Origin of the sequence: Hydrogenophaga sp. (genome assembly GCF_051007235.1) — a bacterium.
Classification (GTDB): Bacteria; Pseudomonadota; Gammaproteobacteria; order Burkholderiales; family Burkholderiaceae_C; genus Hydrogenophaga.
In genome coordinates, this window is sequence record NZ_JBPCSJ010000136.1 from 1 (window position 1) to 13,381 (window position 13,381).

At 68.7% G+C, this 13,381-nt stretch carries 12 protein-coding genes and 1 pseudogene; 9 read left to right on the plus strand and 4 right to left on the minus strand.

Going from position 1 to position 13,381, the window contains the following annotated elements:
• From ACR2JA_RS05140 to ACR2JA_RS05150, 3 genes are all read left to right on the plus strand, one after another.
• The coding region (locus ACR2JA_RS05140; RefSeq protein WP_434008037.1) for an acyclic terpene utilization AtuA family protein at window positions 1-1,247 on the plus strand (1,247 nt) is incomplete at its 5' end.
• Entirely contained in the window at window positions 1,244-1,618 is a 375-nt protein-coding gene (locus ACR2JA_RS05145; protein ID WP_434008038.1) for an AtuA-related protein, read from the plus strand. The genes ACR2JA_RS05140 and ACR2JA_RS05145, both read left to right, overlap by 4 nt.
• Before the next feature lie 87 nt (window positions 1,619-1,705).
• On the plus strand, window positions 1,706-2,446 hold the full coding sequence (locus tag ACR2JA_RS05150) for a type 1 glutamine amidotransferase (RefSeq protein WP_434008039.1): 741 nt from the start codon (window positions 1,706-1,708) through the stop codon (window positions 2,444-2,446).
• A 3-nt stretch (window positions 2,447-2,449) separates the two neighbouring features.
• On the opposite strand, the gene ACR2JA_RS05155 is transcribed toward ACR2JA_RS05150, so the two are convergent.
• On the minus strand, window positions 2,450-2,881 hold the full coding sequence (locus ACR2JA_RS05155; protein WP_434008040.1) for an acyl-CoA thioesterase: 432 nt from the start codon (window positions 2,879-2,881) through the stop codon (window positions 2,450-2,452).
• A gap of 39 nt (window positions 2,882-2,920) precedes the next feature.
• Between ACR2JA_RS05155 and ACR2JA_RS05160 the strand changes: the two genes are divergently transcribed.
• On the plus strand, window positions 2,921-4,828 hold the full coding sequence (locus ACR2JA_RS05160; protein ID WP_434008041.1) for an ABCB family ABC transporter ATP-binding protein/permease: 1,908 nt from the start codon (window positions 2,921-2,923) through the stop codon (window positions 4,826-4,828).
• A gap of 333 nt (window positions 4,829-5,161) precedes the next feature.
• Here the strand turns inward: ACR2JA_RS05160 and ACR2JA_RS05165 are convergent, their stop codons facing one another.
• Window positions 5,162-6,712 (minus strand): acetyl-CoA hydrolase/transferase family protein, encoded by a 1,551-nt coding sequence (locus tag ACR2JA_RS05165; RefSeq protein WP_434008042.1) that lies wholly within the window; start codon window positions 6,710-6,712, stop codon window positions 5,162-5,164.
• Between the two features lie 184 nt (window positions 6,713-6,896).
• Between ACR2JA_RS05165 and ACR2JA_RS05170 the strand changes: the two genes are divergently transcribed.
• The 5 genes from ACR2JA_RS05170 to htpX all read left to right on the plus strand — a co-directional run bounded on the left by ACR2JA_RS05170 (window position 6,897) and on the right by htpX (window position 12,099).
• Window positions 6,897-7,811: a LysR substrate-binding domain-containing protein gene (locus ACR2JA_RS05170; RefSeq protein ID WP_434008043.1), complete on the plus strand. Its 915-nt coding sequence runs from the start codon at window positions 6,897-6,899 to the stop codon at window positions 7,809-7,811.
• Window positions 7,812-7,838: 27 nt separating this feature from the next.
• The gene (gene pyrC / locus ACR2JA_RS05175) at window positions 7,839-8,897 is read left to right on the plus strand and encodes a dihydroorotase (protein ID WP_434008044.1); all 1,059 of its coding nucleotides are present in this window, start codon (window positions 7,839-7,841) and stop codon (window positions 8,895-8,897) included.
• A 6-nt stretch (window positions 8,898-8,903) separates the two neighbouring features.
• Window positions 8,904-9,692 (plus strand): DUF3025 domain-containing protein, encoded by a 789-nt coding sequence (locus tag ACR2JA_RS05180; protein WP_434008045.1) that lies wholly within the window; start codon window positions 8,904-8,906, stop codon window positions 9,690-9,692.
• A complete protein-coding gene (locus ACR2JA_RS05185; protein ID WP_434008046.1) occupies window positions 9,689-11,074 on the plus strand; it encodes a glutamine synthetase family protein in 1,386 nt (461 codons plus the stop codon). The genes ACR2JA_RS05180 and ACR2JA_RS05185 overlap by 4 nt, the downstream gene beginning before the upstream one ends.
• Window positions 11,075-11,229: 155 nt before the next feature.
• Complete coding sequence (htpX, locus tag ACR2JA_RS05190; protein WP_434008047.1) at window positions 11,230-12,099, plus strand: protease HtpX; 870 nt, start codon at window positions 11,230-11,232, stop codon at window positions 12,097-12,099.
• Window positions 12,100-12,275: 176 nt separating this feature from the next.
• Here htpX and ACR2JA_RS05195 read toward each other — a convergent pair whose 3' ends face one another.
• On the minus strand, window positions 12,276-13,019 hold the full coding sequence (locus ACR2JA_RS05195; protein ID WP_434008048.1) for a glycine zipper 2TM domain-containing protein: 744 nt from the start codon (window positions 13,017-13,019) through the stop codon (window positions 12,276-12,278).
• Window positions 13,020-13,158: 139 nt separating this feature from the next.
• Window positions 13,159-13,381 (minus strand): annotated as a pseudogene (locus tag ACR2JA_RS05200) (FAD-dependent oxidoreductase); the annotation flags it as partial.

A 13,381-nucleotide genomic window follows, 5' to 3' on the forward strand; every position in this document is an offset into this window, starting at 1 on the left:
ACCCTACTCTGGGCTACGCGCGCGACGTGGTGCCCGTGCTGCTGCGCCTGTGGCCGCTGATGCAGGCGCGCGGCGTGCGCTTCGTCTGCAACGCCGGCGGGCTGAACCCGCAGGGCGCGGCGCAGGCGGTGCGTGCCGCGCTTGCGGCCAAGGGCTGGCACCCGCGCATCGCGGTGGTCAGCGGCGACGACGTGCTGCCGCGGTTGCAAGACCCGACCCTGCCCGATGCGGCGCTGGCCCACCTGTTCACCGGCGAGCCGGTGGCCGCGGTGCGCGATCGGCTGGTGTTCGGCAACGCTTACCTGGGCGCGGCGCCCATCGTGCGCGCGCTGGACCTGGGTGCGGAGATCGTGATCACCGGCCGGGTGGCCGACGCGGCGCTGTTCCTTGGCCCCATCGCGCACCACCTGGGCTGGGACCTGAACGCCACCGACGCGGCGGGGCTGGACCGGCTGGCCCAGGGCCTGACCGTGGGCCACCTGCTGGAGTGTTCGGGTCAAGGCAGCGGCGGCAATTTCGGCAGCCAGGGCGCGTGGAAAGCCATCCCGGACCTGGCCCACATCGGTTTTCCCATCGCCGAGGTGTGGGAAGACGGCACGGCGCTCATCACCAAGGTGCCGGGCACTGGCGGGCGGGTGAACTTCGACACCGTGCGCCAGCAGCTGCTCTATGAAGTGCACAACCCGCACGCCTACCACTCGCCCGACGTGGTGCTGGACATGGGCGGCATCCACCTGCACGACGAGGGCCTCGACCGCGTGCGGCTGACCGGCGCGCGCGGCACGGCACCGGGCGATCAGCTCAAGGTGGTGGCGGGCTTTCGCGACGGCTTCAAGGCCGAGGTGACCTGGGGCTTTTCCTGGCCCGACGCCTGGGACAAGGCGCAGGCAGCCGTCGCCACCATCCGCACCCAGCTGGCCGAGCGGCGGGTGCCGCACGAGGAGCTGTACATCGAATACCCCGGCCTGAATTCGGCGCACGGCCCGCTGGCGCCGCTGCCGCCGTTACAGCAGCTGAACGACATGAACGAAATCTGGACGCGCATGGTGCTGCGCACGAACGCGAAGGCCGCGGCCGACGGCTTTGGCCGCCTGTTCCCCTGGATCGGCCTGAGCGGCCCGGCCTACACCTGCGGCTTCACCGGGCTGCACAACACCAGCGAATTGCTGGGCATCTGGCCGACGCTGATCCCGCGCGCCGAGGTGGAAGGCGGTGTGCAGGTCGAGTTGCTGGGAGTCGACGCATGAGCACGGTGCGCATTCCGCTTGTCCGCATTGCCCACGCGCGCAGCGGCGACAAGGCCGACTGGGTCGACTTCGGCCTGTTCGCCTGGAACGCGGCGGGTTACGCCATCCTCGAACGCGAGGTGACCGCCGAGCGGGTGCGGCAGCACTTCGCGCCCTGGCTGCCGGGTGAGGTGGATGCCTGGCCGCTGCCCAACATCCTGGCGCTGAAGTTCGTGCTCAAGGGCGCGCTGCAGGGCGGCGGCGCGCGCAACCTGCGGCTGGACAACCTGGGCAAGTCCATGGCCGGGGCGCTGCTGCGCCTGGAGATCGAGGTGGACGCCAGCGAACTGGCGCAGGCGCTGGAGGCACCCCGCGTGGGCTGGTGGGGGTGAGGTCCGCTGCGCGAACGGCCAAGCGGTCCGCGCGCACCGTCGCCGATTGGACCCGATGGCAGCGGGGCCGCTGGCATCATCGCCGCCATGACCCCCAAGGCCCCATCCTCCACCGACGTGCTGGTGTTGCAGCACCTGACCGACGACGGTCCCGGCCACCTGGGCCGCTGGCTCGACGCGCAGGGTGTGCGCTGGGACGTGCGGTGCACCGAGGCGGGTGACGCCTACCCGGCATCGGTGCGCGGTTACCGCGGGCTGGCGGTGCTGGGCGGCGCCTGGAGCGCCAACGACGACCGCCCCAGCCTGCGCCAGGCCGAGGCACTGATCCGCGAAGCCGACGCTCTGGGCATCCCGGTCATCGGCCACTGCCTGGGCGGGCAGCTCATGGCGCGCGCCTTCGGCGGCCGGGTGCAGACGCTGGCGCAGCCCGAGATCGGCTGGCTGCCGCTGCAGGTGGGCCGTGGTCGCGCGGCGCGCGAATGGCTGGGTGATGCGGACCAGGCGGTGGTCTACCAGTGGCACCACGACAGCTTTGTGCAGCTGCCGCCCAACGCGGAGCTGCTGGCCGCGTCGGCCGCCTGCCCGCACCAGGCGTTTGCCGTCGGTCCGCACCTGGCGATGCAGTTCCACATCGAGATCACGCCGCGCAAGATCGAAGACTGGCTGGCCCAGCCCGGCGCGGCCTACCCGCCGGCCCAGGCGGCGCACCCGCACACCGTGCAGAGCCCGGCCGCCATGCGCGAAGCCACGGCCCTGCACCAGGCCGGCAGCGAAGCACTGGCCGACCGCATCTACAGCGCCTGGCGCTCGCGCTGGAAGCGCGGCTGAGGTTCAGGCCGGCAGGTTCAGCCCGTCTTTGGGAATCTGCATGGGCCGGCCCTGCTCGTCGATGGCGACGTAGGTCAGGCTGGCCTCGGTCACCTTCACGTACTGGCCCTGGGCCTTGAAGCGCTCGGCGAACACCTCGACCTGCACCGTGATGGACGTGTTGCCCACGCGGGTGACGTGGGCGAAGAAGCTGAGGATGTCGCCCACCCGCACCGGCTGCTTGAAGATGAACTGGTTGACCGCGACGGTGGCAAACCGCCCCTGCACATAGCGCGCGGGCAGCACGGCGCCGGCCAGGTCGACCTGTGCCATCACCCAGCCGCCAAAAATGTCGCCGTTGCCGTTGGTGTCGGCCGGCATGGGGATGACCTTGAGCACCAGTTCCCGACCTTCGGGCAGTGCGGTGTGGGGGCGGGGGTGGGTTTCGTCGGACATGGGCACAATCTCTCTCATACGTTGCTTCGATTGTCCCCCATGCGCCGCGCCTCGCCCACGCTGTCCGCCCCTGTGGCGGCGGACGGTTCACCCCCTTCCCAACGGTCCGACTGGGCCACGCTCTCCCGACTGTTCCCCTACCTGTGGCAGTACAAGTGGCGCGTGATGGTCGCGCTGGGCTTCATGGTGGCGGCCAAGGTGGCCAACGTGGGTGTGCCCCTGCTCCTCAAGCAGCTGGTGGACGCGATGACGATTGCGCCCGGCAGTGCGCAGGCCCTGCTGGTGGTGCCGCTGGGACTGATCGTGGCGTACGGCGCGCTGCGCCTGTCCAACACCGTGTTCACCGAACTGCGCGAGCTGGTGTTCGCCAAAGCCACCGAAGGGGCCACGCGCTCGATCGCGCTGCAGGTGTTCGGCCACCTGCACGCGTTGTCCCTGCGCTTCCATCTGGAGCGCCAGACCGGCGGCATGACACGCGACATCGAACGCGGTACGCGCGGCGTGCAGTCGCTCATTTCGTACTCGCTCTACAGCATCTTCCCCACGCTGATCGAGGTGGTGCTGGTGCTCACGCTGCTGGGCACGAAGTTCGACATGGGCTATGTCTGGATCACGCTGGTGGCGCTGGTGCTGTACGTCACCTTCACCGTCACGGTGACCGAGTGGCGCACCAAGTTCCGCCGCGAGATGAACGAGCTGGAGTCCAGCAGCCAGACCAAGGCCATCGACTCGTTGCTCAACTACGAGACCGTCAAGTACTTCAACAACGAGGCCTTCGAGGCCCGCCGTTACGACGTGGCGCTGGAGAAGCTGCGCCGCGCCCGCATCAAGAGCCAGACCACGCTGTCGATGCTCAACGCCGGGCAGCAGCTGGTGATCGCGGTGGCGCTGGTGCTGATGCTCTGGCGCGCCACCCAGGGGGTGGCCGATGGCCGCATGACGCTGGGCGACCTGGTGATGGTCAACGCCTTCATGATCCAGCTCTACATCCCGCTCGGTTTCCTGGGCGTGCTCTACCGCGAGATCAAGCAGAGCCTGACCGACCTGGACAAGATGTTCGTGCTGCTGGAGAAGGAACGCGAGGTGGCCGACGCGCCGGACGCGGTGCCCCTGGTGCTGGACGGGCCGCCGTCCATTCGCTTCGAGAACGTGCGCTTTGCCTACGAGCCGGCGCGCGAGATCCTGCACGGCATCAGCTTCGAGATCCCGGCCGGGCAGACGGTGGCGGTGGTCGGGCCGTCGGGCTCGGGCAAGTCCACGCTGGCGCGGCTGCTCTACCGGTTCTACGACATCACGAACCATGCGCCCCCACGCTCCCCCGCTTCGCGTGGTCCGCTGCCCCCCGAGGGGGCTGAAGCCAGCTTGGGGCGGCCCAGCGCTGACTTCGGGCGCATCCTCATCAACGGACAGGACATCCGGCAGGTCACGCAGTCCAGCGTGCGGCAGGCCATCGGCATCGTGCCGCAGGACACGGTGCTGTTCAACGACAGCATCGAATACAACATCCTGTACGGCCGGCCCGATGCAGGGCACGAGGCGGCGGTGGCGGCGGCCAAGGCGGCGCACATCCACGGTTTCATCGAGAAACTGCCGATGGGGTACGCCACCACGGTGGGTGAACGCGGGCTCAAGCTTTCGGGGGGCGAGAAGCAGCGGGTGGCCATTGCGCGCACGCTGCTGAAGAACCCGCCGATCGTGATTTTTGACGAGGCGACGTCGGCGCTGGATTCGGCGAACGAGCGGGCGATCCAGGCGGAGCTCAAGAGCGCGGCGCGGAACAAGACCTCACTGGTGATCGCGCACCGGTTGTCCACGGTTGTGGATGCGCACGAGATCCTGGTGCTGGAGCATGGCGTGATCGTGGAGCGGGGGACGCACGCGGAGCTGGTGGCGCGTGGCGGCGTCTATGCCGGGATGTGGGCTTTGCAGCAGTCGGGGACCGACTGAGCCAACTTCATACAGACGTTCTCGCAAGTTGGATAGAGAGCGAATACAGGTTGTTTCGCAGGGGAGCCCGTTCCCGCATCCGCTCCCGCCTGTTGCCGTCAAGGCCGGGCTAAGCAGCGCAGGGGCGCGGGGATCAGAAATTCGCGTGTCCGACGGCCGCGCAGCGGACTAGTTTGCGAATTTCCCCCGCGCACCGAGCAGCGCAAGGAACCGCGTAGCGGCCCGGACTTCGGCTCGCCTTTTCTTTGCTTACTTTCTTTTGGCGAAGCAAAAGAAAGTGAGGCGCCCGCCGGGGCGAGACCCGGCCCACAAAAGCCAGGAAAGAAGAAAAGCTCAGCCCGGCCGCATCTTCCCGGTCTTCTCGTACCGGGCGTGCCAGCTCAGTGCTTCTTCCAGCAGGTGGGGGGTGTGCATACCCGCATGGCCGGCCTTGGCGTTGGCCTCGCTGCGTTCCACGTAGTCCAGCAGCGCGGGCTTGAAGTCGGGGTGGGCGCAGCGCTCGATGATCAGGCGCGAGCGCTGGCGCGGTGAGAGGCCGCGCAGGTCGGCCAAGCCCTGTTCGGTGACGATGATCTGCACGTCGTGTTCGGTGTGGTCCACGTGGCTGACCATGGGCACGATGCAGCTGATGCTGCCGCCCTTGGCGGTGGACGGCGTCATGAAGATGGAGATGTAGGCGTTGCGCGCGAAGTCGCCCGAGCCGCCGATGCCGTTCATGATGCGCGTGCCCATCACGTGGGTCGAGTTCACGTTGCCGTACAGGTCGGCCTCGATCATGCCGTTCATGGCGATCAGGCCCAGGCGGCGGATCACCTCGGGGTGGTTGCTGATCTCCTGTGGGCGCAGCACGATGCGCTCACGGTAGAAGTCCAGGTTGGCGTTGAACTCTTTCATCACTTCGCTGGAGAGCGATATGGCGGTGGACGAGGCCATGCGCATCTTGCCGCTCTTGAGCAGGGCCAGCATGCCGTCCTGCAGCACCTCGGTGTAGCCCTGCAGGCCGGTGAAGGGGCCGTCGTTCAGGCTTTCCAGCACCGCGTTGGCGATATTGCCCACGCCCGACTGCAGCGGCAGCAGGTCTTCGGGCAGGCGGCCCTGCTTCACCTCGTTCTGGAAGAAGTCCATCAGGTGGCCTGCGATGCGGCGCGAGGCTTCGTCGGGCGCGCTGAACTTCGTGTCGCGGTCGGGCAGGTTCGTTTCCACCACCGCGATCACCTTGGCCGGGTCGCAGTGCAGATAAGGCGTGCCGATGCGGTCGCCAGCGTCGGTCATCGGGATCGGCTTGCGGTGCGGCGGGCGTTCGGTGCCGTAGTAGATGTCGTGCATGCCCTCCAGCGCCAGCGGGTGGCCGTGGTTGACCTCCAGGATCACCTTGTCGGCCTGGTCCAGCCAGGTCTTGTTGTTGCCGACCGAGGTGGCCGGGATCAGGCGACCATCCTCCAGGATGCCCGCCACTTCAATCACCGCGACATTGAGCTTGCCGAGGAAGCCGAACCACACGTACTGCGCCACGTGCGAGAGGTGGATGTCGGTGTAGGCCAGGTCGCCGGCGTTGATGCGGGCGCGGCAGGTCGGGTCGGACTGGTAGGGCAGTCGCATGTCCATGCCGCCCACCTTGGCCAGCGCGCCGTCGAGCTCGGGCGCGGTCGAGGCGCCGGTCCACAGGCCGATGCGGAATGCGTGCCCGGCGTCGTGCTGCTGCTGGATGCGCTGGGCCAGGGCCAGCGGCACCAGCTTGGGGTACCCCGCGCCGGTGAAGCCGCTCATGCCGACGTGGTCACCGTGGTGGATGAGGGCGGCGGCCGCGTCGGCCGACATGAGTTTCTGGCGCAGCCCTGCGTGGGCGATGCGGGACGGGAAGACGCTGGGTGGGTTCTGGGTCATGGTGCGATGGTATTAGGGTTAACCCTAGTTCCTCGTTATCGTAACGGAAGCGGTTATCGGCCAAACCCCGGAAAAGCAGGGGTGTGTTCGGTATTGGAACAACCCTCCCTGCTTCGCACTGCGGGGCCGAGCGCCTTCGGAGCAGCCAGGCGGCGCTCATGCACGGCGCGCATAATGCGCCGCCATGGAAACCAAGTGGCTGGAAGATTTCGTGAGCCTGGCCGAGACGCGCAGCTTCAGCCGCTCCGCGCAGCTGCGCCACGTCACGCAACCCGCGTTCTCGCGCCGCATCCAGTCGCTCGAAGCCTGGGCCGGCACCGATCTGGTGGACCGCTCGTCCTACCCCACGCGGCTGACCGCCGCTGGCCAGGTGCTGTACGAACAGTCGCTGGACATGCTGCACGCCCTGCAGAGCACCCGTGCCATGCTGCGCGCCCACACCGCCGCGGCGCAGGACGTGATCGAGTTCGCCCTGCCGCACACCCTGGCGTTCACCTTTTTCCCCGCCTGGCTGTCGAGCCTGCGCGAGAGCTGCGGCCCGATCAAGAGCCGGCTGATCGCGCTGAACGTGCACGACGCGGTGATGCGCCTGGTCGAAGGCAGCTGCGACCTGCTGATCGCCTACCACCACAGCTCACAGCCCATCCAGCTGGACGCCGCGCGCTACGAAATGCTGCCGCTGGGGCAAGAGGTGCTCTCGCCCTACGTCAAACCCAACGACCAGGGCGAACCATTGTTCCGCCTGCCCGGTACCCAGGCCCACCCGCTGCCCTACCTGGGCTACGCGCCCGGCGCCTACATGGGGCGCGCGGTGGAACAGGTGCTCAAGGCCAGCGCCACCCCGGTGCACCTGGACCGCATCTACGAAACCGACATGTCCGAAGGCCTCAAGGCCATGGCGCTCGTAGGCCATGGCATTGCCTTCCTGCCCGCCAGCGCGGTGCGGCGCGAACTGCGCAGCAAACGCCTGGTGAGCGCGGGCGCCGGGCTGGAGACCACGCTGGACATCCGCATCTACCGCGAGCGCCCCGGCACCCGCAAGGCCAAGGGCTCGCTGGACGCGTTCTGGAACGATCTGCAGACGCACCTGGCCAAGTAGCGCCGCCGGGGGTGGGAAAATGGCGACATGACCGCCCACGCCCCCACCCCCCTGACCACCTCGCTCACGATCACCCGCCCCGACGACTGGCACCTGCACGTGCGCGACGGCGCGGCCCTGAACACCGTCGTCCCGCACACCGCCGCCCAGTTCGGCCGCGCGATCATCATGCCCAACCTCAAGCCGCCGGTGACCACCGCGGCCCAGGCGGTGGCCTACGCGGACCGCATCCGCGCCGCCGTGCCCGCTGGCATGAGCTTCGAGCCGCTGATGACGCTGTACCTGACCGACAACCTGCCGGCCGACGAGATTGCTCGGGCCAGGGACGCCGGCGTGGTCGCCTGCAAGCTCTACCCGGCTGGCGCCACCACCAACAGCGACGCGGGCGTGACCGACATCCGCAAGACCTACAAGACGCTCGAAGCCATGCAGAAGGCCGGCGTGCTGCTGCTGGTGCACGGCGAAGTCACCAGCCCCGACATCGACCTGTTCGACCGCGAGGCGGTGTTCATCGAGCAGCAGCTCGAACCCCTGCGCAAGGACTTCCCAGGCCTGAAGATCGTGATGGAGCACATCACCACCAAGGAAGCCGCGCAGTACGTGGCCGAGGCGGGTGACAACCTGGGCGCGACCATCACCGCCCACCACCTGCTCTACAACCGCAACGCCATCTTCACCGGCGGCATCCGTCCGCATTACTACTGCCTGCCGGTCTTGAAGCGCGAAACCCACCGCCAGGCCCTGGTGGCCGCGGCCACGGGCGGCAATGCCAAGTTCTTCCTGGGCACCGACAGCGCGCCGCACCCGGCGCACCTGAAGGAACACGCCACCGGCTGCGCCGGCTGCTACACCGCCCACGCCGCCATCGAGATGTACGCCGAAGCCTTCGAGGCCGCGGGCGCGCTGGACAAGCTAGAAGCCTTCGCCAGCTTCAACGGCCCGGCCTTCTACGGCCTGCCGCGCAACGCAGGCACCATCACCCTGCGCAAGCAGAGCTGGACGCCGCCGGAAAGCTTCGCCTTCGGCGAGGCCGAGCTCAAGCCGCTGCGCTCGGGCGAAGCGCTGCCCTGGCAGCTGGTCGCCTGAGCCGGCATGTGCGCCGTCGGCAACGCCGGCATCGGCTGGCCCTCGCCCGACTGGTCTCAGCCCTGGTTTTGGCCCTTTGCCGCTGACGGGGCGGCGGTGCGCGCCGCCTGCGAGGCGGGCGTGCCGCTGCCGCAGGCGCTGACGTCCCGCATCGGTGCAAAAGGCCTGCGCTTCGTGCCGCAGGCCGAGTTGCCCGAAGGCACGGCCTACGAGCAGTTCATCTTCGACACCGGCACCGTGCCCACGCGCGAGGGCCTGCACGACTTCTTCAACGGCCTGGTGTGGGCGCGCTTCCCGGCCACCAAGCGCCTGCTCAACCGCCTACAGGCGGCACAGATCGCCCAGGCGGGCGTGGGCCAGGTGCGCGGGCCGGTGCGCGATGCGATCACCCTGTTCGACGAAAACGCCGTGCTGCTGCAGGCGCCCGATGCGCTCTGGGACGCGCTGCTCGCGCGCGAGTGGACCCGGCTCTTCGTGGACCTGCGGCCCCTGTGGGCGCAGACCCGGCTGGTACTGTTCGGCCACGCGCTGACCGAGAAGCTGGTGACGCCCTACAAGTCCATCACTGGGCATGTGTACCGGTCACCGGTGCCGCCCGAACTCGGTGACGACCTGGCCGCCTGGGACCGCTGGCTAGCGGCGCGCCTGACCGCCGCCGAGCTGTCTACCAAACCCTTCACCCCGCTGCCCGTGCTCGGGGTGCCGGGGTGGTGGCCGGCCAACGAAGACCCGGCCTTCTATGGCGACGTCAGCGTGTTCCGGCCCATCCGATCCTCCACTGCCCCCACGACATGACCGCCACCGTCTCGCCCTCCTGGGCCCACCTGGACCTCAACCGCGAGACCGATCGCATCGCCCTGGCCGCCCACTTCCGCGAGACCGGCGTGCGCGACGTGGAATGCCTGTTTGCCGACGTCACCGGCTACCCGCGCGGCAAGCTGATGCCCGCCGCGAGCTTTGCCGGCGGCACCGAGCTGCGCATCTGCCAGGCCATCCCCATGCAGTGCGTGACCGGCGAATACAGCTACGACCCGGTGTTCCCTGACAGCGACCCCGACGTGCGCCTGGTGCCCGACCTGGCCACGCTCAAGCGCTCGCCCTGGGCCAGCGTGCCGCGTTACCTGGCGGTGCACGACGCCTATGAAATGGACGGCAGCCTGTGCGAGTTCGCGCCGCGCTCGGTACTGAAGAACGTGGTGGCGCGCTACGCCGCGGCCGGGCTGACGCCGGTCGTCGCGCCCGAGATCGAGTTCTACCTGACCGCTGCCATGACCGACCCGGCGTTGCCGCTGGCCTCGCCCACCGGCCAGGGCGGCCGGCCCGAGGTCGGTCAGTCGGCCTTCAGCCTGAATGCGCTCAATGAGCTGGCGCCGTTCTGGGACGCCTTCCACGCCGCCATCGACGGCCTGGGCATCCGCGCCGACACCTGGCTGCACGAGGTCGGCGAGAACCAGTACGAAATCAACCTGCTGCACGGCGACCCGGTCGCGGTGGCCGACCAGGCGTTCCTGTTCAAAAGCGCGGCGCGCGAGATCGCGCTGCAGCACGGTCTCAACGCCGTCTTCATGGCCAAGCCCATCGCGGGCCAGGCCGGCAGCTCCATGCACCTGCACCAGAGCGTTGTCGACGCGCAGGGCCGCAACGTGTTCAGCAACGCCGATGGTTCGGCCAGCGAGGCCTTTGCCCACTACATCGGCGGCCTGCAGGCCTACACGCCGGACCTGATGCTGGTCTACGCCCCCACGGTCAACAGCTACCGTCGCTACGTGGCCGGCAGCCAGGCGCCGACCAATGTGCAGTGGGGGTACGACAACCGCACCGCCGGCCTGCGCGTGCCGGTCAGCGGCCCGGCTGCTCGCCGGGTGGAAAACCGCCTGGCCGGCGCTGACGCCAACCCCTACCTGGCCATGGCCGCCACGCTGGCCGCCGGGCTGGCGGGGATGCAAGAGAAGATCGCCCCGACCGAGCCGGTGGTGGGCAATGGCTACGCGCAGGCGCGCGGCCTGCCGCGAACTTTTGACGCCGCCCACGCCCAAATGGCGGCGAGTGTCCACGCGCCGCACCTGCTGGGCGAGCGCTTTGTGCGCGGCTACCTGGCCGTCAAGGCGCTGGAGCACGACCACTACCTGAACGAGATCAGCGCCTGGGAACGCCGTTACCTGCTACCCCAGGTCTGATCTGGCGGCAGAAATGCTCTTGTTTTTTCGAAAGACAGGGGCATATTGTTCCCGTTACCATGGCGGGGTCTGCGTGTCTCGACGGCACCAGCGGTGCGCATGCATCGCGTGAACGCGCACCGCCCGCCAGGCACTTTCACCTCACAGGAGATCCCATGAAACGCATTCTTTTGTTCGTGCTGACCAACGTCGCCGTGATGGCGGTGCTGCTGGTCACCACACGCCTGCTCGGTGTGGACCGCTTCCTCACGGCCAACGGCCTGAACATGACCGCGCTGGCCGGCTTCTCGCTGGTCATGGGTTTTGGCGGCGCCATCATCTCGCTGCTGATGAGCAAGACCATGGCCAAGATGAGCACCGGCGCGCAGGTCATCACCCAGCCGCGCAACGCCGACGAGGCCTGGATCGTGGACACGGTGCGCAAGTTCGCCGACAAGGCCGGCATCGGCATGCCCGAGGTCGCCATTTACGACGGTGCGCCCAACGCGTTCGCCACCGGCGCCTTCAAGAACAGCGCCCTGGTGGCGGTGTCCACCGGCCTGCTGCAAAGCATGACCCGCGAAGAAGTCGAGGCCGTGATCGGCCACGAGGTGGCCCACGTGGCCAACGGTGACATGGTCACCATGACCCTGGTGCAGGGCGTGATGAACACCTTCGTCGTGTTCCTCAGCCGTGTGGTCGGTTACGCGGTGGACAGCTTCCTGCGCAAGGGCGACAGCGAGAACAGCGGCCCCGGCATGGGCTACTACATCACCACCATCGTGCTGGACATCCTGCTGGGCTTCGTGGCCGCCATCATCGTGGCCTGGTTCAGCCGCCAGCGCGAATTCCGCGCCGACGCCGGTGCTGCGCAGCTGATGGGCCGCAAGCAGCCCATGATCAACGCCCTGGCCCGCCTGGGTGGCCTGACCCCGGGCGAACTGCCCAAGACCATGGCCGCCATGGGCATTGCCGGTGGCCTGGGCAAGCTGTTCTCGACCCACCCGCCCATGGAGGACCGCATTGCGGCCCTCCAGAAACTGTGACCCCCCCGCGCCGCGCCTAGACGGCGCGTCACCCCCCAGGGGGCGATGCGTGCGGCCCGGCGGAGCCGGTTCCGCCGCATCCTGGACGCAGACACGCGCTCCGGATAGTCGGTACCAGCGAAGACCCCAAGAAAGAAGCGCCCCGCGGGGCGCTTCTTTCATTTCAGGGGGCGTGATCAGTGGCGGATCCAGCGCTCGCCGTCGCGGTTGTCCCAGCGGTCATCACGCCGTTCGTGGCGGTCATCACGACGGTCTTCTCGGCGCTCATGACGGTGCTCCCAGCGCGGGCTCGGGTAACGGTCGTTGATGTAGACCACGCGCGGCGCCGGCACCCAGGTGGTGCCGACCTGGATGCGCGTGACCACCGGTGCGGTGGGCACGTATTCCACGCGGGGTTGCGGCACGACCTGCACCGGCGGGGGCGGTGCGGCTTCCACCGGCGTGACGCTCAGGCGCACGAAGCGGCCGGGGTCCTGCGGCATCTGCGTGCGGTACTGGCGGCCGGCGTATTCGTAGACGACGTCGTAGGCCACGGTACGGTTTTCGTAGACATTCTGCGTGCCGCACTGCTGCACGGTCTTGGTGTGGGGCTGGCTGCCGCCTTCGATGCGGTCGCCCACGATCGCACCGCCCATGAGGCCAATCACGGTGGCCAGCGCACGGCCGCTGCCGTTGCCGATGGCGTTGCCCATGGCCCCGCCGGCGATGCCGCCGATCAGCGCGCCGGCGCCGGACTTCTGGCCGGGCACGGTGACGGTCTGGTCGCTGCACACCTGGCGCGGCACCGCCACCTGTTGCACCACCGGGGTGCTGCTGATGACGCGGCCCTGTTCGTCCTGGGCCTGTGCGAGGCCCGTGCCGGCCAGGGCGAGCAGGCCGGTCATCACGGGCAGGAGGGCAAGGGTCTTCGGGGTTTTCATGGAAAGCTCCGGTGTTGAGGAGCCTTGAGCATGCGGGCCCACTGTCAAGCCACGGTGCAGCAAATGTAAAACTTCGTGCCGCCGCGGCCGGGTGTGCGCTATCGCACGTCTGGCCAGCGATCCGCCCTCGCGCACGCTGTCAGCGCAGCTCCGGCGCGGCCTGCTGGCCGGTCGCGTCGCTGGCCAGGCCCAGCAGGTCGCGTGCCACCGCTTCGGCCACCTTGATGCCGTCCACTCCCGCCGATAGGATGCCGCCCGCGTAGCCCGCCCCTTCGCCGGCCGGGAACAGTCCGCGGGTGTTCAGGCTCTGGAAGTCGCCCCCGCGGGTGATGCGCAGCGGTGAGCTGGTGCGTGTTTCCACG